A 20,742-nucleotide genomic window follows, 5' to 3' on the forward strand; every position below is an offset into this window, starting at 1 on the left:
CCGGCAACCCGGCGTGTCGATCAACAGACTGCGTTCGTGCTGTCAGGTGTGTGGTTTGCGTGGAGAGGACGGCTTGCCCGGCTTCTTCTCCAGTGCAGAGAGGCGCTTCTCAAAATCTTCCAACCGGTCTTCCACCTCGGCCGCGGCATATCGGCCGAGCACCGACTCACCGCGCAAAGCCTGGGTCATGTTGTCCAATCTTTTGTCCAGGCCATCAAAGCGTCGGTCCATGGCCTCAAATTTCTCACGCATCTCTACCCGCATCTCCCGAAGCAGGCTCAGCACCAGATTTTGCGGTTCCCCAGCCATTCTTCTCTCCTCACACCGCCAGCCGCTGCGCCTCGGCCTCGGCCGCCTTGGGGCGCAGGCCCATCAGGTGGCAGATGGCGTAGACGAGGTCGGCGCGGTTCAGGGTATAGAAGTGGATATCGGTAACGCCCTGATCAACCAGGTCCGTCACCTGCTCGGCTGCCACCGCCGCGGCGATGAGCTTGCGGGTCTCGGCATCCTCGTCCAGCCCCTCGAACCGCTTCAGCAGCCAGTCCGGCACGCTCGCCCCGGTGCGCGCGGCGAAGTTGGAGGCCTGCTTGAAATTGGTCACCGGCAGGATGCCCGGCACGACGGGAATGTCGATGCCGGCCGCGCGGACCTTGTCGAGATAGCGGAAATAGACGTCGTTCTCGAAGAAGAACTGGGTGATGGCGCGGGTGGCGCCCGCATCCACCTTGCGCTTCAGATAATCGATGTCCGCATCGAGGGTGGCGCTTTCGGGATGCTTCTCGGGATAGGCCGAGACGGAGACCTCGAAATCGCCGATCCTGCGGATGCCCGCCACGAGGTCGCAGGCATGGGCGTAGCCCTCGGGGTGGGGCTCGTAGCGCGTGCCGACGCCGGTGGTGGGATCGCCCCGCAGCGCCACGATGTGCTTGATGCCCGCTCCCGCATATTCGCGGATCACCTCGTCGATCTCCGCGCGGCTGGCAGCGACGCAGGTGAGGTGGGCAGCGGGGGCGAGGTCGGTCTCGCGCACCAGGCGCTCGACAGTGGCGTGGGTGCGCTCGCGGGTGGAGCCGCCGGCGCCGTAGGTCACCGAAACGAAGCTCGGCCCCAACGGCGCGAGACGCGCGATGGAGGCCCAGAGATTACGCTCCATCTCCTCGGTCTTGGGCGGAAAGAATTCAAACGAGACGCGCACGGGCGCCCGTCCAAGTTCCCGGCTGGCCCGGATCGGTGCGGTCATCACGCAACTTCCCTATTGTCTCTGTTTTCAACGTCTTGGGCTGGGGCGATCCGGGGATCGCGCGCCAGCCAGATGGATACGGTCAAGGAACCGTCCGCCGCCGCCTCGGGGGTGAGCGCACGGTGCAGCTCGGGTTCGAGGCCCGCCTGCGCCATCCAGCCGGCGACGGTCTCCTCGGCGAAGCCGAGCCGGCGGTGGGCATGGGCCTCGCGCAGGAATTCGAGGTCGTGGGGTGCGAAGTCCACCACCAGCAGGCGCCCGCCCGGCCGCAGGAGGCGGGCGGCCTCGCGCACCGCGCGCCCGCCATCGTCCAGGAAGTGCAGCACCTGATGGACCACGATGGCGTCGAAGCTGTCGCGGGGCATGGCGAGATTGTAGATGTCGCCATGGCGGACCACGCAATTGCGCACCCCCGCCCGCTCCAGATTGACCCGCGCGACGCCCAGCATGTCCGGCGAAAGGTCGACGCCGACGCCGCGCTGGATGTGGGGCGCGAAGATTTCCAGCATGCGGCCGGTGCCGGTGCCGAGGTCGAGAAACGAATCGATGGGCGCATCGCCGAGGGCGTCGCGCACCTGCTGCTCCACCAGGGCCTCCGGCACGTGGAGGCTGCGAATGGCGTCCCACCGCTCCGCATGGCTGGCGAAATAGGCCTGGGCCTGCGCTTCGCGCGCGGAGCGCACCTCGCTCAGCCGCTCGCGGTCGCGGCGGATGAGGGGATCGCCGGCATCCAGAAGCCCAAGCAGGGCCCGGGCAACAGCGCCGCCGGGACCTTCACCCGCGCAGCGATAGAAAACCCAGCTCGCCTCCCGGTGGCGCTCCACGAGCCCCGCCTCCGCGAGCAGTTTTAGATGACGCGAGATGCGCGGCTGGGACTGGCCGAGAATGTCGGTGAGCTCGGAAACCGTTAGCTCCGCCTGATCGAGGATCGCAAGAAGTCGCAGGCGCGTGTCTTCCCCTGCGGCCTTCAGGCCGTCGAGCAGCGCGGCATAAGGAAGCGACGAAGCGTCAGCTTGCGGTCGATCTAAGGACATAAAGATATCTTTATATCCATCCCCCTCGAAGCGCAAGCGCCTGTGGACGCCCAGCTGTGTCTTCAATGGCACTCCGCCGCCCGGCGTGCGCCGGACACGCCGCCGTGCATTGCACACCTAATCCGGCCTGACTAAAGATTTTCAGGAACGCGCGGCGCATTCCTGATGTTTGGGTGAACGAAGGTGGGCGGCACGGACGGGTTGGGGCCAGCTTGGCACCAGCGAAAAAATGTAAGCCGTTTCCAATTTCGTCACGTTTCATGTTTAGCACGAGTGCCATGATGCTCCGCACCACACTCCTCACTGCCCTTGGGGCTTCGCTGCTGGCCATCCCGGCCGCACACGCTCAAATCTATCAGGGTCAGGTCTATTCGGTTCCGTCCTATGTCGCAGCCGCGGCCGAGGAGGACGACGAGACCGGAGCCATCGGCCAGGATGTGCCCGCAGGGACCGTGCCCGGCTACAACGATCCCTATGCCCCCGGCAGCCGCCGCGGCGACTACGTGCAGAGCACGCCCATGGCGCCGCCCGCAGGCGCCGTCCAGGCCCCGACCTATGTTCCCGGGACCACGCCTCCGTCCGCACCCCAGACGGGCTATGTGTCGGCGCCTCCCGGCTATCAGCCTGGGAGCCAGGTGGCTCCCGGCCAGCCGATGGCCATCGCTCCGGGCGCGCTTCCCGCGCCGAACGCACAGCAGATTCCCGGCCGGGCCTATCCGCAGCAGGGATATCCTCAGCAAGGCTATCAGCAGCAGGCACCCCAGCAGCAGGCGTATCCCGCGCAGGGATATCCCCAGCAGGGCTACCAGCAGCCGACGCCCCAGGCTAACGGCTATGACGGTTCCTACCGGCAGGACCAGCTGCTCCAGGCCGCCCGCACCGGTGCCGTAGCGCCGCAGGCCTCCGCGCAGCCCGGGCAGCCGGTCTATGTGGGCCCCACCACTGCCGCTTACGGCCAGCCGGGCAGCGCCGTCCGCGATGCGGGCGCCCCGCCGGCCGGCGTCTACGCTCCCAATGCCGCCGTGGTGCCCGGCACCCGCGAGGCCCCGTCCGGCCCGCGCATCGAGAACGTGGATCCGAGCGAGCCGGTGGATGCCCGCTTCCAGCGCCAGACGGTGGACTATGTGACGGCCCAGCCGGCCGGCACCATCGTCATCGATACGCCGAACACCTACCTCTATTACGTGCTCGGCGGCGGCAAGGCGATCCGCTACGGCATCGGCGTGGGCCGCGACGGCTTCACCTGGTCCGGCACCGAGAAGGTCACCCGCAAGGCGGAATGGGCCGACTGGCGCCCGCCGACTGAGATGATCGAGCGCCAGCCCTATCTGCCCCGCTTCATGGCGGGCGGCCCGGGCAATCCTTTGGGCGCGCGCACGCTCTATCTCGGCGGCACCATCTACCGCATCCACGGCACCAACGAGCCGCAGACCATCGGCAAGTTCGTCTCCTCCGGCTGCTTCCGCATGCTGAACGCGGACGTCGAAGACCTGTTCGAGCGGGTGAAGGTGGGCACCAAGGTGGTGATCATGCCCAAGACCGGCAATGCCCAGGCCAATGCCGCCTCGGGCAAGCCCCAGGCTCCCACGCCGCGCTGAAGCTTCCCCAGCGTATCGAATCCAGGGCGCGCCTTCGGGCGCGCCCTTTGTTTTTGGGCATTTTTCTCCTCTGTTATTCCGCCGGTCGGCGGATATGATGCCGCTGCGCGAGAGCCTTCGCGCGGAGTCAGCTCATGCCCACCACCATTCCCACTCCCGGCGCCTCCGTCCGTGACCAGCTGACCGCCATGAGCGCCGGCTGGGGCTGGTTCGTCGCCCTCGGCGCGGCCTTCGTCATCCTCGGCTGCATCGCCCTGGCCCACCTCCTGGTGACGGGCATCGCCACCGCCCTTTATGTGGGCGCGCTGGTCCTGGTGGGCGGCATCGTCCAAGTCATGCACGCCTTCCGCGTGCAGGGCTGGGGCCGCTTCTTCTACTGGCTTCTCGCCGGCCTGCTCTATGTGGTGGCCGGCGGCCTCATCATGTACCAGCCGCTCCTCGCGGCGGGCATCATCACCCTCATGATCGGCGTCTCGCTGGTGGTGGGCGGCATTTTCCGCATCATCGCCGGCCTGGGATCGCGCCAGGCGGCCGGCTGGGGCTTCATCGTCTTCTCCGGCGTCATCACGCTGCTGCTGGGCATCGAGATCATCGCCCGCTGGCCGGTGGATTCGGTACAGATCCTCGGCCTGTTCCTCGGCCTCGACCTCATCATCAACGGGGTGATGACCGCCATGTTCGGCTTCGCGCTGCGCAACAAGGCGGCGTGAGAGGCATCATGCGGACCTGCTTCTCCACCGCGCGCCTCTGCGCGCGGCTCGCCCTCGCCGCCCTCATCGCGGGCACCGCGCTGCCGGCCGTCGCACAGAATGCAACGCCTGCCTGCACCACCGGCCCGGTCGTCTCCCTGCGGGTGCCGAAGGCGGCGGAGGCGCTGGCGACCAAGCGCGCGCTCACCATCGTCGCCATCGGCTCCTCCTCCACCACCGGCGTCGGCGCCTCATCCAGCGCGCGCACCTATCCCGGGGTGCTCGAAGCCCTCCTCAAGCAGCGTTTCCCCAGCGCCGACATCCGTGTGATCAACCGTGGCGGAAACGGCGAGGACGTGCCGGAGAACCTTGCCCGCTTCGAGCGCGACGTGCGCGACCAGAAGCCCGACCTCGTGCTCTGGCAGGTGGGCACCAACTACATCATCCGCGGCGCCGGCCTCGCCAGCTTCGGGCCGCAATTGCGCCAGGGTATCGACCTGATCCGCGACTGGGGCGCGGACACGGTGGTGATCGACCTGCAATATTCGCCCTGGGTGAACGGCAACGCCAACACACCGGGCATCAATGCGCTGATCGCCTCCACCGCCCGCGGCGCGAACGCCTCGGTGTTCCCGCGCTATGCCCTGATGAAGGGATGGGCGGAGCAGCAGAAGGTGCCCACCTCGCAGATGCTCATCTTCGACGGGCTCCACATGACTGACTGGAGCTATGACTGCTTCGCCAAATCGCTGGCGGCGAGCCTGATCCCGGCGCTGGGCGCCCGCGCGCGGACCAACTGATTTCATCGAAAGCCGTCATGCCCGGGACAAGCCCGGGCATGACGGTCGTTCAAAAAAACGGCCTCACCGCAAAAGGCTCAGACCGTCCCGAGCCCCAGCACGTCCGCCATGGAATAGAGGCCCGGCTCCTTGCCCACGGCCCAGCGGGCGGCAGTCAGGGCGCCATTGGCGAAGATGGAGCGGTCCTCCGCCTTGTGGACCAGTTCGATGCGCTCGGACGGGCCGGCGAAGATGACGATGTGCTCGCCCACCACCGAGCCGCCGCGCAAGCTGGCAAAGCCGATATCGCCGGCGCGCCGGCTGCCCGTGTGACCGTCGCGCACGCGCACCGCGTGCTCGGAAAGGTCCACCTCGCGCCCCTCCGCGGCCGCTTCGCCCAACAGCAGGGCCGTGCCCGAGGGCGCGTCCACTTTGCGGGCGTGGTGCATCTCGACGATCTCGATGTCGAACCCGTCATTCAGCGTCGCCGCCACGCGGCGCGTGAGCGCCGCCAGCAGGTTCACGCCGAGGCTCATATTGCCGGACTTCACGATGGCGGTGCGCCGCGCCGCCGCCGCGATGGCAGACAGATCCCCCGAGGAAAAACCCGTGGTGCCGATCACATGGGCGATGCCCTGATCGGCGAGGCGCTCCGCCAACCGCACGGATGAGGAGGGCGTCGAGAAATCCACCACCACGTCGGCGCCGCTCAGCGTCGCCGCCATGTCGGATTGCACCGTCACTCCAGCCGGAGGAAGGCCGGCAAGCAGGCCGGCATCCTCGCCGAGATGGGTGCTTCCGGAATATTCCAGCGCCCCCACCAGCGAGAGCCCCTCGCCTTCCAGCACGGCCCGAAGCAGGGTCCGGCCCATGCGCCCGCCGGCACCCGCGATCACGATGCGTAGGTCCGCCACGTCTGCCCCCTGTCCCTTGTGATGCACCGCGCCCGTCAGCGGACGCCGCTCAGCATGTCTTCGAGAATGGCGCGGGCGGCCGCAGCCGGGTCCGCCGCAGCCGTGATGGGCCGTCCCACCACGATGGCATCGGCGCCAGCCGCAAGGGCCTCGCCGGGCGTGGCGATGCGCTTCTGGTCGCCCACGTCGGCGCCGGCCGGGCGCACGCCCGGCGTCACCACGAGGCCGCCCGGCCCGAGCACGCCGCGCACCATGCGCGCATCCGTCGGCGCGCAGATGACGCCGGCGACGCCGGCCGCGTGCGCCTGCTCGGCACGCCGGCGCACCATGTCCTGCACGCTGCCCGCATAGCCGGCGGCGGCAAGGTCCGCATCGTCATAGGAGGTGAGCACCGTCACGCCCAGCACCTTCAGCTTCGATCCCTGCGTGCCCCGCGCCGCGGCGGCCAGGGTCTGGGGATAGGCATGGACGGTGAGCAGCGTCATGCCGCGCTCGGCGGCAGCGGCAGTCGCCCGCTCCACGGTCTGGCCGATATCGTGCAGCTTCAGGTCGAGAAAAATCTTCTTGCCCGCGCCGATAAGGTCGGCGGCGAGGTCGAGGCCGCCGGAAATGGTGAGCTCAAGGCCGATCTTGTAGAAGCTCACCGCATCCCCGAGCTGCCAGACCATGGCCTCGGCGGCAGCGACGGAGGGGAAATCGAGGGCCACGATCAGCCGGTCGCGCATGTCGGTCATGATGCCTCGTCCTCCATGGCGCGCCAGCGGTCCGGCATCTTCGTCTCGGAGCGCTCATACCAGCAGCCCCCGCCCACGGGCGGCTGGTCATGGGCACGCGAGATGGGATAGCCGGCAAGATGACACAAAAGCAGGGTGCCGACGCCGCCATGGCCGACAAATATCACCGGCAGGCCGGGCGCCTCCGCCAGCGCCGCATCCACCGCGCCGACGATGCGCGCCTGCGCATCCACCGCCCGCTCCCAGCCGCGCACGCTTTGATCGGGATCGGCGAAGAATGCGTCGGCCACCACCTGGAATTCCGGCTCGGGCAGGAAGCCCGTGGCCGAGCGGTCGTTCTCATGCATGCCGGGGCGCACTTCCACCGCAAGGCCGAGCGTCGCGCCGATCAAGGCGGCGGTCTCCTTCGCCTTGACCTCATCGCTCGCCACCACGCGGCGGAAGGATGAAAGGTGGGGCCGGCGCGCAAACGCCTCGGTACGGCGACGGCCGACGTCCGAGAGCGACCAATCCGGCACGGGAACGGCGGGGTCCACCTTCACCTGGGGATGGCTGACATAGAGGAAAGGCGTCATGCCGGACCTCGCCCCCTGCGGCGCCTCAAGGGCGGCGATAGACCCAGACGCGCGCCGGCGGCAGGTTCAACCAAACGCGCGGCGAACGCTTGCCCTCGATCGCCCCCGGCTTGAGCGGCACGGGCGAGACCACAGCGTAGGTGAACTGGATGAACGGGCCGCCGTCCACGGAGAGGTCGAACGCCTCATTGACCATGCGGTCGCGATCCTGCGGCGAGCGGGTGAAGAGCGGCAGCGAGGAAATGGTGCCCACCGCCGGGCCCGGCAGCTTGTCCATCAGCGTCTTGCGCATCTCATAGGCATCGCCCTGGATGACGGTGACGCCGGGATAGCGCAGGCGCAGCAGATTGCAGAACTCGCGATTGTACTCGATGAGGAACAGGCGCTCGGGGGCAAAGCCCCGGTTCAGCAGCGCCTTCGTGACCGGGCCGGTGCCCGGCCCGAGCTCGATCACGGGACCTTTGACCCGCGGATCGAGATAGCCCGCCATCATCTTCGCCAGAGCCCGGCCGGACGGTGAGACCGCGCCGGTCTTCAAGGGGTTCTGGAACCAGGACTGGAGGAACCGGATCTCGTCATTCATCCGCGGCTTGAACGGAGTGCCGCGGCGGTCATGGGACTGGAGCATTCGGCTGGCCCTGCCAGGAGGGAATTGTCGGTGCACCCGCGATTAGACGGGAAACAAGACAGGGTCAAGGCAAGCGGAACCGGGGTCCAAAGGCGATCTGGCCCTTTGAAGCCAAGGGCCTTCACGCTTTCGTCAGGGCTGAAAATCCCGGTTCAGCCGATCTCGTTGCTGTTGATCATCGCCTGAAGCTCCGCCCGGAACTCCGGCTCGATGTCCGGCCGCGACAGGGCATAGGCCACGTTCGCCATGAGGAAGCCGATCTTGGAGCCGCAATCATAGACGGTGCCGTCGAACTTCACGGAGAAGAAGCGCTCGCGCTCCTTCAGCTTCAGCATCGAATCGGTGAGCTGGATCTCGCCGCCCGCGCCCTGCTCCTGCTTCGCCAGAAGGTCGAAGATGGTGGGCTGGAGGATATAGCGCCCGGAAATGGCGAGGTTGCTCGGCGCGGTGCCGAGCTTCGGCTTCTCCACCATGTCGACGATTTCGTCCACGCCCGACGTGGTCGCGCCGGTGCCGACGATGCCGTACTGGTGGGTCTGGTCGTCCGGCACCTCGTAGACCGACACAACGTTACCGCCGGTGCGGTTATAGGCCGCCACCATGGCGGCGAGGCACCCGTGGCCGTTGCGGGACAGATGCAGCATGTCCGGCAGCAGCAGCGCGAACGGCTCGTCGCCGATGAGGTCGCGGGCGCACCACACCGCATGGCCAAGGCCCAGGGGCAGCTGCTGACGGGTGAAGGAGGTGGTGCCGGCCTTGGGCGTGTCCCTGTCGAGCTGCTCCAGCTCTTTGGTCTTGCCGCGGTCGGACAGGGTCTTTTCCAGCTCGAACTGGCGGTCGAAATGGTCCTCGATCACAGCCTTGTTGCGGCCGGTGACGAAGACGATGTGCTCGATGCCCGCTGCCCGCGCCTCGTCCACCACGTGCTGGACCACCGGGCGGTCCACCACGGTCAGCATTTCCTTGGGCACCGCCTTGGTGGCAGGCAGGAAGCGCGTGCCGAGGCCGGCAACGGGAAGGATGGCTTTGCGGAGAGGCTTTGGCATCGATCGCACCCTGTTTGTTCGCAGCGTTCCTATCACAGGCGCGAACTGCGCCGCAAAGGAACCCCCTGCCGATGAAAAGGTTCACGCCCCGGACCCGACATTGACGCCAAGCCGCAGCTGGACCAGCCTGCCGGCCCACCGAACGGAGAAAGACAGCATGGCGGTTCTGGTCACGGGCGGCGGCGGCTATATCGGCAGCCATATGGTCCTAGCGCTGGTGGACGCCGGCGAAAAGGTGGTGGTGCTCGACGATCTGTCCACGGGCTTCCGGTGGGCGGTATCCCCGGAGGCTACTTTCGTTCTGGGAGACGTAAGCGACGGCGATTTGGTGAGACGTATCGTCGCTGAACATGAAATAAATTCGGTGATCCACTTTGCCGCACGCATCGTGGTACCGGACTCGGTGGCCGATCCACTCGGATATTATTTCGCAAATACTGTTAAAACCCGCGCATTACTCGAAGCAGTGGTGGATGCGGGGGTGCCGCACTTCATCTTCTCCTCCACGGCCGCGGTCTACGGCATGGTGGGCACCGAGCCTGTCATGGAAGATGCCGCGCTGGCGCCCATCTCGCCTTATGGCCGCTCCAAGCTCATGAGCGAGTGGATGCTGAAGGACACTGCCTTCGCCTTCCCGCTCCGCTACGTGGCGCTGCGCTATTTCAACGTGGCGGGCGCGGACCCGGCGGGGCGGTCGGGGCAATCCACCACTGGGGCGACCCACCTCATCAAGGTGGCCTGCGAGACCGCTTTGGGCAAAAGGCCCGGCATCGAGGTCTACGGCACCGACTATCCGACGCCGGACGGCACCTGCCTGCGCGACTATATCCATGTGAGCGACCTCGTGGCCGCCCATCTCGACGCGCTGAACCATCTGCGCGGCGGGGGGGAAAGCCGCGTGTTCAATTGCGGCTATGGGCGCGGCTATTCGGTGCTGGAGGTGCTGGAGACGGTGAAATCGGTGTCCGGCGTCGATTTCCCGGTGCGCTATTCGCCGCGCCGGCCGGGCGACCCCGCCGCCATAGTGGCCAAGGCCGATCTCATCCGCGCCGAACTGGGCTGGACCCCGAAGCTGGATGATTTGCCGGTCATCGTGCGCACCGCCCTCGACTGGGAACGCCAGCTCGGCGCGCGCCGGAACACCTGAGGAACGCCTGTGGCATGAACACCCGAAGGTGACGATCTGAGCCAAAACTTGCCTTACGTTAACCGTCGATCAACCATATTCGCTGCCCATTAGCGGCCAGACAGGCAGGAGCGGCCGACGCGCCGCAGGCATGAGGGCGGACATGGCTCTGGAGAGAACCGGCGGGTTGATCGCGGTGGCGGTGGGCGTGGCCATGATCGTCCTCGGCGTGGGTGTTGCCCATGCCCAGGTGACGGGCTCCATCTTCGACCCGCCCGCCGCCCCCCAAGCGGCGGAGCCGGGGCGCAGCAGCCATCCCCTCATGGCGCCGCAGGCCATTGCGGCCGCGCAGGCGAACTTCCCCAATTGCATCGCCGGCATGTGGCCGCTCGCCCAGGCCAAGGGCGTCTCCCAGCGCACCTTCCAGCAGTATACTGCCGGGCTTGAGCCCGACATGAAGATCATGGACTTCATGGATTCCCAGCCGGAATTCTCGAAGCCCCTGGGCGATTATGTGAACATGCTGGTGAGCGAGCGGCGCATCACCCGCGGCCGGGAGATCCTCGCCAAGTACAAGCCCATCTTCGAGGCGGTGGAGAAGAAGTACGGCGTCGACCGCTATGCGGTGGCGGCCATCTGGGGCATCGAATCCGATTACGGCAGCCCGAGCGGCATGGGCTCGCGCTCCGTCCTTCGCTCCACGGCGACGCTGGCCTGCATCGGCCGCCGCCAGGACTATTTCCGCGACGAGTTCATCGCCACCCTCCAGATCCTGGAGAAGGACGACGTCCCGGCCGAGCACCTGAAGGGCTCCTGGGCCGGCGCCTTCGGCCCCACCCAGTTCATGCCCACCTCGTTCCAGCGCTTCGCGGTGGACTTCGACGGGGACGGCCACCGCAACGTGGTGGATTCCATCCCCGACGTGATCGCCTCCACCGCCAACAACCTGAAGCTGGACGGCTGGCAGTTCGGCAAGACCTGGGGCTATGAGGTGGTACTGCCGGCAAACTTCGACTACCGCCACGTGGATCGCTCCAAGCGCTACTCGCTGACGCAATGGGCCTCCCTCGGCATCAAGCGGCCCGGCGGCAAGCCGTTCCCGCGCGCCACCGACACCGCCTTCCTGCTGCTGCCGACAGGCGCCAAGGGGCCGGCCTTCCTCATGCTCCCGAACTTCAGCGCCATCCTGAAGTACAACCCGGCGGATGCGTACGCGCTGGCCATCGGCCACCTCTCCGACCGTCTACGCGGCGGCGGCGCCTTCGCCCAGAACTGGCCGGACGAGCGGGCGCTCACCCGCTCGGAGCGGGTGGAGATGCAGAACCTGCTCACCCGCTACGGCTATGACGTGGGTACGGCGGACGGCATCCTCGGCTCGAAGACCCGCAACGCGGTGCAGGACTTCCAGGTCCGCACCGGCATGATCCCGGACGGCTATCCGAACGGTGCGGTGCTCCAGAAGCTGCGGAACTGAGCCGGCGCACAGAACCTTCGCGTGCCGAGCGATAACATGAGCCCGGCGGCCGCCGGGCGGCCGGGGCCGGCGGTGTCATAGCGCGGCAGGACTTATCCGGTACCGTCCCTCGATCATGTGAATCGCCGACACGTCATCGGCTGTGCCGGCGCATCTGCGCCGGCACATGGAACGGAAACCGGTATGAAACCCGTCTTGTCCCTTCTGCTCGCCAGCGTCGTCCTCACTGCCCTGCCGGCCCTGAAGGCCGCCGCTGAGGCGAACGAGGTCGCACCGGGCGTATTCCAGATCGAATACGCCAAGTCAGGTGATTGGACGGTCTACCGATTCGCCGCCGACAAGAGCGGCCAAAAGACTCTTCGGTGCTCGGCGGTGAAGATCACCGGCTCGGAGCTCGGCCTGCGCTTCGCCATCGACCCGGCGGCCAAGGCGTTCACCTACGGCTTCATGGGCCGCAGCAGCGCCGTGAAGCAGACCCTGCCCGTCACCTTCTGGTTCGACAACGACCGTGCCGCCGGCACGTCGGTGAAGGCTGTCCTCTCCAAGGATTTCGACGGGTCGGAATGGCTCGGCATCGCCGGGCCGTCCGAGCCGCCCGGCATCGATGCCCCCTTCAAGACCGCCAAGAAGTTCAGTGCGGCCTATCAGGTGGACGGGCGCTCTTATGTGGAATCCTTTCCCCTTGCGGGGAGCGATGCCGCCCTGAAGGCGCTGTTCGACTGCGGCCGGGGGCAATAGGGCCCCGCCCGGCATGGCGCGACCGGCCATGGCAGGCTCGACTCCCAACGCTTGGTAGCGTATCCGGCACCGGGGGCGCGGGTCATGAAGGCAGCGCCCGGAAACGTCTTTCAAGGAGACGTGGGATGCGCCTCTCGACCGCCTGCCGCATGGCCCTCGCGGCCGCCGCTCTCTTCGCCGCCTCCGGCGCTTTCGCCCAGCAGGGCGAGATCAAGATCGGCGAGATCAATTCCTATTCCACCCTCCCCGCTTTCACCGAGCCCTATCGCAAGGGCTGGCAGCTGGCCGTGGAAGAGGTCAATGCCGCCGGCGGCGTGCTGGGCCGGAAGATCGCCGTCATCTCCAAGGACGATGCCGGAAAGCCCGCCGATGCGGTGACCGCCGCCAACGAGCTGGTGGCCTCCGACAATGTGGTGATGCTCACCGGCACCTTCTTCTCCCATATCGGCCTCGCGGTCTCCGATTATGCGAAGCAGAAGAAGGTGTTCTTCCTCGCCGCCGAGCCGCTGACCGACGCCATCACCTGGGAGAAGGGCAACGCCGTCACCTTCCGCCTGCGCCCCTCCAATTACATGCAGGCGGCCATGCTGGCGGAAGAGGCGGCCAAGCTCCCTGCCAAGCGCTGGGCCACCATCGCGCCGAACTATGAATACGGCCAGTCGGCGGTGGCGGTGTTCAAGAAGCTCCTGTCCGAGAAGCGCCCCGACGTGGAATGGGTGGCCGAGCAGTGGCCGCCGCAAGGCCGCATCGATGCCGGCGCCGTGGTGCAGGCCATCGCCGCCGCCAAGCCCGAGGCGATCCTCAACGTCACCTTCGGCCCGGACCTCGCGAAACTGGTGCGCGAGGGCAATACGCGCGGCCTGTTCAAGGACCGCTCCGTGGTGAGCTTCCTCACCGGCGAGCCGGAATATCTCGACCCGCTGAAGGAGGAGACGCCCACGGGGTGGATTGTCACAGGCTATCCCTGGTACGCCATCAAGTCGCCGGAGCACGACGCCTTCCTGAAAGCCTATCAGGACCGTTTCAAGGATTATCCCCGCCTCGGCTCCATCGTTGGCTATTCCACTGTCAAGGCCGCCGCCGCCATCATCGCCAAGGCCGGCTCCACGGACACCGACAAGCTGATCGCTGCCGCCGAGGGCATCTCGCTCGTCACCCCGTTCGGCCAGGTGGTGTTCCGCAAGGGCGACCACCAGTCCACGCTGGGCGCCTTCGTGGGCAAGACCGCGGTGGTGGACGGGCAAGGCCGCATGGTGGACTTCGTCTATCGCGACGGCGCCGCCTATCTGCCCAGCGAGGCGGACGCGGCGAAGCTGCGCCCGGCGGAGTGAGATCGCATTCCAGCAGAGCAGCCGTCATCCCCGGACTTGATCCGGGGATCCACGGGGCTCCGCCAGAAGCGTGCTAACGGAGAAGCGTGGATGCCCGGGACAAGCCCGGGCATGACGGCCGGATAGGATTGCTGGCAGGCGCAGGCGGAGACCGCAGACTTGGACTTCCTCGTCGTCCAATTCCTCACCGGCCTCGCCAGCGCCTGCTCGCTCTTTCTCGTGGCGAGCGGGCTTTCGCTCATTTTCGGTGTCACCCGCATCGTCAATTTCGCCCATGGCGCCTTCTACATGGTAGGCGCCTATCTCGCCTTCACGCTCACCGAGCGCTGGGCGGGCGCGCTCGGCTATTGGGGCGCGCTTCTCTGCGCCGCGTTGATGGTGGGGGCGGCCGGGGCGGTGATGGAGATCCTGCTGCTGCGGCGCATTTATCGCGCGCCGGAGCTGTTCCAGCTCCTCGCCACCTTCGGCGTGACGCTCATGGTGGAGGATCTGGTCGTCCTCGCCTTCGGCCCGGAGGACCTTCTGGGCGGCCGCGCGCCGGGCTTCAAGGGCGCCGTCGACACCCTCGGCCAGGCTGTGCCGGCCTATGATCTGTTCCTGATCGCCCTCGCCCCCCTCGTGCTCGCCCTCCTCCACCTCGTGCTGCGCCGGACCCGCTGGGGCATCCTCGTGCGCGCGGCGACCCAGGACCGGGACATGGTGGCGGCTCTCGGCGTGAACCAGCGCTGGCTGTTCACCTCCGTCTTCGCGCTGGGCGCCGCGCTCGCAGGCCTTGGAGGCGCGCTGCAATTGCCGCGCGAGGCGGTGAACCATTCCATGGACATGACCATCATCGTGGAAGCCTTCGTGGTGGTGGTCATCGGCGGGCTCGGCTCCATCACCGGCGCCTTCCTCGCCGCCGTTCTGGTGTGCGAGCTGAACGCCTTCGGCATCCTCGTCTTTCCTCAGGTCTCGCTGGTGCTTGTGTTCGCCGTCATGGCCTGCGTGCTCGTGGTGCGCCCGTTCGGCCTTCTCGGGCGCGGGCAGGCGGCGGTGCGCGGCCCGAAAGGCGCGGCGCCGGCACCCTGGAAACCCTTCAGCGGCACCGAGCGGGGGTTCATCATTGCCGGCATCGCCCTGGCCGCCGCCCTGCCCTTCGCCGCCGGGCCCTATGTGCTCAGCGTCGCCTCCGAAGTGGCCATTTTCGCGCTGTTCGCGGCGAGCCTCAGCTTTCTCATGGGGGCGGGCGGCCTGCCCTCCTTCGGGCATGCCGCCTTCTTCGGCCTCGGGGCCTATGGCGCGGCCTTCGTGCTGAAATATGCGGGCCTGCCCATGGCCGGCGCATTGCTGCTCGGCCCGCTTCTGGGGCTTGCCGGCGCGATCCTGTTCGGCTGGTTCTGCGTGCGCCTGTCCGGCGTCTATTCCGCCATGCTGACGCTCGCTTTCGCCCAGATCGCCTGGGCGGTGGCGTTCCAATGGGTGGAGGTGACGGGCGGCGACAACGGCCTTCTCGGCATCTGGCCCGAGAGCTTCGCCCGCACGCCGCAGGGCTTCTACTGGCTGGCGCTCGGCGTTGCGGCCGCCGGCATTGCACTGCTGCGCATCATCGTCTTCTCCCCCTTCGGCTTCGCGCTCCGCGCCGCCCGCGACAGCGCCACGCGGGCCGAGACCGTGGGCATCAACCGTATGCGCGTGCAATGGGCGGGCTTCGCCATTGCCGGCCTGTTCGCGGCGGTGGCGGGCGCGCTGTTCGCATTTCTCAAAGGCAGCGTCTTCCCCGACACGCTGGGCATCCCCCTCTCCGTGGATGCCCTCGCCATGGTGCTGCTGGGCGGGGTCGAGACCGTGTCGGGCGCGGTGCTGGGCGCCATCGCCTACAAGCTCATGGCCATCTTCCTGGTGAGCGAGACCGACCAGTCGAAGCTTGTGCTCGGCGCCGTCATCGTCCTCCTCGTGGTGGCCTTCCCGCAGGGCTTAGGGGGCGCCCTCGTGCGCCTGCGCCGGAGGTTCGCATGAGCGCGCTGCTCGAAGCCGCCCACCTCTCGAAAGCCTATGGCGGCGTCGAGGCCGTGCGCGATGTCTCCTTCACGCTTGAGGCGGGCGAGATGCTGGCCCTCATCGGCCCCAACGGCGCGGGCAAGAGCACCTGCTTCGGCATGCTGGGCGGGCAGGTGAAGCCGGACCGCGGCGAGGTCCGCCTCGACGGCAGGCCCATCACCGGCTTTTCCCCCCGCAAGGTCTGGGCGCTCGGCGTCGGCCGCACCTTCCAGACCGCCGAGACCTTCGCCTCCATGAGTGTGGCCGAGAATGTGGAGACGGCGCTTCTCTCCCGCCCCGGCGACCGCAAGGCGGAAGCCCGGCGCCTGCTCTGCGTGGTGGGGCTGGCGGACGCGGCGGAGCGGCCGGCAGGTGAGCTCTCCTATGGCGACTTGAAGCGCCTGGAGCTGGCGCTCGCCCTCTCCAACACGCCCCGCCTCCTTCTCATGGACGAGCCCACCGCCGGCATGGCCTCCGGCGAGCGCACGGCGCTGATGCGCCTCGTCGCGGATATCGCACGCGAGCGGCGCATGGGCGTTCTCTTCACCGAGCACGACATGGACGTGGTGTTCGCCCATGCCGGCCGCGTGCTGGTGCTGGACCGGGGCCGGCTCATCGCCGAGGGCGCGCCGGAGGAGATCCGTGCCGATCCTGAGGTGCGCGCCGTCTATCTCGGCGAGGGCCTCACCTTCTCCGGGGCGTCGTGATGCTGCGGGTCGAAACTCTCAACGCCTGGTATGGCGCCGCCCACATCGTCCATGATCTCAATTTCTCCATCGCCGCCGGAGAGGCGGTGGCGCTGCTCGGCCGCAACGGCGCGGGCAAGTCCACCACCCTGCGCGCCCTCATGGGCCTCGTGCCCCACCGCACCGGCACCATTTTTCTCGACGGCCGCGACGTCTCGAAGCTGGAGACCCACGAGCTCGCCCGCGCCGGCCTCGGCTATGTGCCCGAGGAGCGCCGCATCTTCACGGACCTGACCGTGATGGAGAATCTGGAAGTGGGCCGCCGCCCGCCGCGCCCCGGCCATGCGCCCTGGACGCCCGAGCGCCTGTTCGCCCTCTTTCCCAACCTCGCCGAGATGCGAAACCGCCCCGGCGGGCGCATGAGCGGGGGCGAGCAGCAGATGCTGACCGTGGCCCGCACGCTCATGGGAAACCCCGCGCTCCTGCTTCTCGACGAGCCCTCCGAGGGCCTCGCCCCGCGCATCCTGGAGCAGATGGCGCTTGCGGTGCGCGCGCTGAAGGCGGAGGGCCTCTCCATCCTTCTCTGCGAGCAGAATTTCCGCTTCGCCGGCCTCATCTGCGACCGCGCTTATGTGATCGCACGCGGCCGCTTGGTGTTCGAGGGCTCGTTCGCCGAGCTGGAGGGCGACCCGGCCCGGCGGGATGCCTTGCTGGCAGTGTAGGGCGCATCGGAATTTGGCCCCGGGAGATGGTGATGTCCTTTACGGCCCGCTTCAGCCTGCGCCTTCCTCTCGCGATGATCGCTTTCATCCTCGCAGGGTCAGCGACGGCCGCTGACATCGCCGGCCTTGTGGACATCGGCGAGCGCCGCAAGATGTACCTGGAATGCAGCGGCGCCGGCTCGCCGACCGTTGTCCTCATCTCGGGCAAGGGCAATGGCGCCGCCGACTGGAGCGAAATCCTCGATCCCGCCGACCCGGCGCGGGCGGAGGCCTATGACGCGGTGGCCTGGGGCAAGGGCGACCTGCACCGCAGCCCATCGGCGGTGTTTCCGATGGTGGCCCGTTTCACCCGCGTCTGTGCCTATGACCGCCCTGGAACCCGGCTCGACGGAGCCGACCTGTCCACGCCGGTCGCGCAGCCGCACGCCGCCGACCAGGCGGCGGACGATCTCCATCGGCTGCTGATGGCCGCCGGCGAACGCACGCCCTATGTGCTGGTGGCCCATTCCTATGGCGGCGTGATCGCGACGCTGTTCACGCGCAGCTGGCCGGCGGACGTGGCCGGTCTCGTCATGGTCGATGCCGCAACGCAGCTCATCCGGGACGTGGCGCGCCCGCAGGCCGTCGCGACGTGGAGCGAGATCAACGAGAGGTCGGTACCGGCGGCGCCGGAAGCGGTCCGGCTCGCCGATGCGTTCGCCAAGATCGACGCCGCGGCGCCGCTGCGGGAGCTGCCGGCCGTGGTGCTGAGCGCCGACAAGCCCTGGCAACCACCCTCCGCCCCCGCGCCAAGCGCGGTGGCGACCGGCGTCACCTTCACCGACTGGCAGGAATCCCAGAAGCTCCTCGCAGCGTCGCTCAAGGCGAGGCACGTGGAGCAGACGAACAGCGGGCACAACATCCACGCCTATGCGCCGCAATTGGTCATCGATGCCATTCAGGCGGTGGTCGACGCAGTGCGCAGCGGTTCAGTACGAACGCCCTAGGTCACAAGGGCTGGTATCGGAGCTGGTCGACAATCAGGTTTGGCAGATACGGGCGACGGTGGCGGACCGGCCCGGCCGTTTCCCCCCTCCCTGCCTTCCCCCGCAAGGGGGAAGGAAAACGCGCTTCACCGCCCGGTATTCGCCGCCGTGCGGTGGTCCTGCGTGCGGTACTGGATGATGCGGTTGCTGAACAGCCGCGTCGCGAGCCCGACGCCCAGCACCACCAGCGATCCGCCAAAACCCGGGATCAGCGTCGCGGCGAGGCCGGAAAGGCCGGTGGTCAGCATTTCCATGGCCGGCACGTTCTGGAACAGTGGCGGGAGGAGATCGAACACCGTGTTCATCTGCTTCGGCGCGTTCATCACCGTCTCCGCGACCTGGAAGATGCGCGCGAGGTCGGGATTGCGCTCCAGGACAGCGGGCGGGAACACGGTCCGGAGCTGGTTCACGGCGGTCGCGATATTCGGCGTGACCGCGGAGGTGAGGCCCGCCTCCTGGAACTGCCGCAGCAGGCCGGCAAGCCGCGTCAGCTCCGCCGCATTCGCCGTCGTGGGATTGGTGAGCACCTGGCTCACGTCGTTCAGGAATTGCGGCCAGGAGGCGAGGAGCTGGGCCTGGGCGCTGGCCGTCTGGTTGTTGGCCACGCCCACCACCACGCTGTTGCCGATCCCCACCGAGCCGAGCAGCGAAGCGATGAGCGCCGCAAGCTTGCTCCGGCCGGCCGCGAGGATGGTGCGCGAGCCCTTCTTCGCCAGTTCCTCGGGCGTGATGTTCAGGCGGTCGCGGTCCAGCGGGCGGGGCGGCGCCCGTTCGAGCGCTTCCCACGTGGTCTCGTCCACCACACCCGTGGTGGGCAGCCCCATATCCGCCTGCAGGGAAAGGACGGCCTCCCGCGTCAGGCGGCCGAAAATGCCGTCCACGTCGCCCACCTGATAGTCGATGGCCACCAGGGCCTCCTGGAGCGCCCGCACCTGGGGCCCCCGGCTACCGACCGCCAGGACGGCCCCGGCCTCAACACTTGTGACCTGGATGCCGGTCACCTGGACACCCGTCACCTGCGCGCCCGCCACTTGCGCGCCGGGCTGTGCTGCGGCCGAACCGGCGGGCGGGGGGATGAAGACGTTGTCCACGAAGGGCGGGGGAAACATGGTGGAGGGGGTCATGGGTGGGGGCGAGACAGGCCCCGGCGTGCGGCTGCGGGCAAAGCCCATGGCGACGCTCTTCACCTCGTTCAGCCGGTTCATCCAGCCCCTGCCATATTTTCCAAAGCCGGGCCGCCCGCGCAGATAGGCCTCGGCGATCTCGGCGAAATCGCCGACCGCTTCCTCCAGATTCCCCCGGCGCGCGGCGTTCACGGTAGCCGGCCCGATGATGCCGTCCACGGCGAGCCCCACGCCCTGCTTGTTCAGGGCCTGCTGGAGGGTCCGCCCGCCCCGGCCGAGGCCGGCGAGGATGGAGGTGTCATAGACCATCTGGGCGATGGCGAGCGGCAGCTCCCCGCAGCGGGCCGGCTTCCAGTAGAATTCCATGAAGATCTGGCGCGCCTCGGGCCGGGGGAGGTCCGCCACCTCCTGCACCGACACATTCCGCTTCCGCCACCGCGCGAGGTCCCCGATGGTGATGCCGAAATTGGTGGCGCCGCCGGGATCGTCGGGATCGTTGTCGAACGTGCCTTCCCATTTCTCGATCACCGGCTGGCACTTCTCGAAGACACCCAGCTCACCGGCAAAGGCCGCCATTTCCGGCAGGGCGATCTCTTCTTCCGCCCAGGACGTGACAAGAGGCCCATCGGGGCTGAAGCCCCGCACGCTCAGCCAGTCGATGCCGGTGGCAAGCTCGGCCGGGGTGACGTCCAGCTCGAAATGCATGGCGTCCTTCTTGGTCTCCCAATGGCCGCCCCATTCGAAGACGCCATCGCCGCCTTTGGTCTTGATGGCGATGACGTCCGCGATGATCTCCGGGGTGAGATCCGTATCCGCCCGGCCGAGCCGCACCTCCTTGCCGCGCTCCTCCTGCGTCGCCTTGCTGGACCAGCGCACGGCGCGCTTGTCCGGCGTCTCCAGATAGGGATTGGTGCTGGCATTGACGTCGAGGACGATGCCGAAGGAATGGAGGCTCGGCCCGGAGCCGCCGGTGATCTGCCGGCAGCAATAGCCGTAAGTATCGGCCTTCCGCACATTATAGCGGTGATGCTTCAGCACGCAGGCGAGCGCCCGCCAGGCATCCCGCGTCGGCGGCGCGACCTCCACCTCGTCCGGGCCGAAACCGACCCGGACCATGGCGCCGTCGTCACATTGAAAGGCTTTCCAATTCTGGCGCTGCTGCGCTGTCGTCTGCCCCATGGCAGCCTCCGCCGCCCTTAGAGCCTGGTCGCCTCCGCTCCGCCCAGCTCTAGGCTGAATTCAATCTGAGGACTCTTGTGTCCT

The 20,742-nt window shown here is 67.9% G+C and carries 20 protein-coding genes; 11 read left to right on the forward strand and 9 right to left on the reverse strand.

The window, feature by feature from the left end; all coding sequences use genetic code 11:
• Positions 1 to 42: 42 nt before the first annotated feature.
• The 3 genes from ABLE91_RS09555 to ABLE91_RS09565 are packed head-to-tail and all read right to left on the reverse strand — an operon-like array spanning position 43 to position 2,274.
• Entirely contained in the window at positions 43 to 309 is a 267-nt protein-coding gene (locus tag ABLE91_RS09555; RefSeq protein WP_348930566.1) for a hypothetical protein, read from the reverse strand.
• A 10-nt stretch (positions 310 to 319) separates the two neighbouring features.
• Positions 320 to 1,240, reverse strand: coding sequence for a methylenetetrahydrofolate reductase [NAD(P)H] (gene metF / locus ABLE91_RS09560; protein ID WP_348930567.1), 921 nt, complete (start codon positions 1,238 to 1,240; stop codon positions 320 to 322).
• Complete coding sequence (locus ABLE91_RS09565) at positions 1,240 to 2,274, reverse strand: ArsR/SmtB family transcription factor (protein ID WP_348930568.1); 1,035 nt, start codon at positions 2,272 to 2,274, stop codon at positions 1,240 to 1,242. Before ABLE91_RS09565 ends, metF begins: the two co-directional genes overlap by 1 nt.
• A gap of 278 nt (positions 2,275 to 2,552) precedes the next feature.
• Between ABLE91_RS09565 and ABLE91_RS09570 the strand changes: the two genes are divergently transcribed.
• From ABLE91_RS09570 to ABLE91_RS09580, 3 genes are all read left to right on the forward strand, one after another.
• Positions 2,553 to 3,872, forward strand: coding sequence for a L,D-transpeptidase (locus tag ABLE91_RS09570; RefSeq protein ID WP_348930569.1), 1,320 nt, complete (start codon positions 2,553 to 2,555; stop codon positions 3,870 to 3,872).
• A 134-nt stretch (positions 3,873 to 4,006) separates the two neighbouring features.
• Entirely contained in the window at positions 4,007 to 4,582 is a 576-nt protein-coding gene (locus tag ABLE91_RS09575) for an HdeD family acid-resistance protein (RefSeq protein ID WP_348930570.1), read from the forward strand.
• Between the two features lie 8 nt (positions 4,583 to 4,590).
• The gene (locus tag ABLE91_RS09580; RefSeq protein WP_348930571.1) at positions 4,591 to 5,361 is read left to right on the forward strand and encodes an SGNH/GDSL hydrolase family protein; all 771 of its coding nucleotides are present in this window, start codon (positions 4,591 to 4,593) and stop codon (positions 5,359 to 5,361) included.
• A gap of 77 nt (positions 5,362 to 5,438) precedes the next feature.
• Here the strand turns inward: ABLE91_RS09580 and dapB are convergent, their stop codons facing one another.
• The 5 genes from dapB to galU all read right to left on the reverse strand — a co-directional run bounded on the left by dapB (position 5,439) and on the right by galU (position 9,237).
• A complete protein-coding gene (dapB, locus tag ABLE91_RS09585) occupies positions 5,439 to 6,254 on the reverse strand; it encodes a 4-hydroxy-tetrahydrodipicolinate reductase (RefSeq protein ID WP_348930572.1) in 816 nt (271 codons plus the stop codon).
• Positions 6,255 to 6,289: 35 nt separating this feature from the next.
• Complete coding sequence (pyrF, locus tag ABLE91_RS09590) at positions 6,290 to 6,988, reverse strand: orotidine-5'-phosphate decarboxylase (protein ID WP_348930573.1); 699 nt, start codon at positions 6,986 to 6,988, stop codon at positions 6,290 to 6,292.
• A complete protein-coding gene (locus ABLE91_RS09595) occupies positions 6,985 to 7,563 on the reverse strand; it encodes a histidine phosphatase family protein (protein ID WP_348930574.1) in 579 nt (192 codons plus the stop codon). Before ABLE91_RS09595 ends, pyrF begins: the two co-directional genes overlap by 4 nt.
• A gap of 25 nt (positions 7,564 to 7,588) precedes the next feature.
• Positions 7,589 to 8,191, reverse strand: a complete 603-nt coding sequence (locus ABLE91_RS09600) for a class I SAM-dependent methyltransferase (protein ID WP_510181924.1) — start codon at positions 8,189 to 8,191, stop codon at positions 7,589 to 7,591.
• A gap of 152 nt (positions 8,192 to 8,343) precedes the next feature.
• Positions 8,344 to 9,237 (reverse strand): UTP--glucose-1-phosphate uridylyltransferase GalU, encoded by an 894-nt coding sequence (galU, locus tag ABLE91_RS09605; RefSeq protein WP_348930576.1) that lies wholly within the window; start codon positions 9,235 to 9,237, stop codon positions 8,344 to 8,346.
• A 157-nt stretch (positions 9,238 to 9,394) separates the two neighbouring features.
• Between galU and galE the strand changes: the two genes are divergently transcribed.
• The 8 genes from galE (at position 9,395) to ABLE91_RS09645 (ending at position 18,316) form a co-directional block, all read left to right on the forward strand.
• Positions 9,395 to 10,384 carry a UDP-glucose 4-epimerase GalE gene (galE, locus tag ABLE91_RS09610; RefSeq protein ID WP_348930577.1) on the forward strand — a complete coding sequence of 330 codons (990 nt, stop codon included), beginning with the start codon at positions 9,395 to 9,397 and terminating at the stop codon, positions 10,382 to 10,384.
• 142 nt (positions 10,385 to 10,526) lie between these two features.
• On the forward strand, positions 10,527 to 11,837 hold the full coding sequence (locus tag ABLE91_RS09615; protein ID WP_348930578.1) for a lytic murein transglycosylase: 1,311 nt from the start codon (positions 10,527 to 10,529) through the stop codon (positions 11,835 to 11,837).
• Positions 11,838 to 12,020: 183 nt separating this feature from the next.
• Positions 12,021 to 12,575, forward strand: coding sequence for a hypothetical protein (locus tag ABLE91_RS09620; RefSeq protein ID WP_348930579.1), 555 nt, complete (start codon positions 12,021 to 12,023; stop codon positions 12,573 to 12,575).
• A gap of 125 nt (positions 12,576 to 12,700) precedes the next feature.
• On the forward strand, positions 12,701 to 13,906 hold the full coding sequence (locus ABLE91_RS09625; protein WP_510181925.1) for an ABC transporter substrate-binding protein: 1,206 nt from the start codon (positions 12,701 to 12,703) through the stop codon (positions 13,904 to 13,906).
• A gap of 159 nt (positions 13,907 to 14,065) precedes the next feature.
• Positions 14,066 to 15,901, forward strand: coding sequence for an ABC transporter permease (locus ABLE91_RS09630; protein ID WP_348930580.1), 1,836 nt, complete (start codon positions 14,066 to 14,068; stop codon positions 15,899 to 15,901).
• On the forward strand, positions 15,898 to 16,629 hold the full coding sequence (locus ABLE91_RS09635; protein ID WP_348930581.1) for an ABC transporter ATP-binding protein: 732 nt from the start codon (positions 15,898 to 15,900) through the stop codon (positions 16,627 to 16,629). The genes ABLE91_RS09630 and ABLE91_RS09635 overlap by 4 nt, the downstream gene beginning before the upstream one ends.
• Complete coding sequence (locus ABLE91_RS09640; protein WP_348930582.1) at positions 16,626 to 17,330, forward strand: ABC transporter ATP-binding protein; 705 nt, start codon at positions 16,626 to 16,628, stop codon at positions 17,328 to 17,330. The genes ABLE91_RS09635 and ABLE91_RS09640 overlap by 4 nt, the downstream gene beginning before the upstream one ends.
• A 32-nt stretch (positions 17,331 to 17,362) precedes the next feature.
• On the forward strand, positions 17,363 to 18,316 hold the full coding sequence (locus ABLE91_RS09645) for an alpha/beta fold hydrolase (RefSeq protein WP_348930583.1): 954 nt from the start codon (positions 17,363 to 17,365) through the stop codon (positions 18,314 to 18,316).
• A 125-nt stretch (positions 18,317 to 18,441) separates the two neighbouring features.
• Here the strand turns inward: ABLE91_RS09645 and ABLE91_RS09650 are convergent, their stop codons facing one another.
• Positions 18,442 to 20,658 (reverse strand): glycosyl hydrolase 108 family protein, encoded by a 2,217-nt coding sequence (locus ABLE91_RS09650; protein WP_348930584.1) that lies wholly within the window; start codon positions 20,656 to 20,658, stop codon positions 18,442 to 18,444.
• Positions 20,659 to 20,742: the final 84 nt, after the last annotated feature.

Source organism: Aquabacter albus, from assembly GCF_040049275.1.
GTDB lineage: Bacteria > Pseudomonadota > Alphaproteobacteria > Rhizobiales > Xanthobacteraceae > Aquabacter.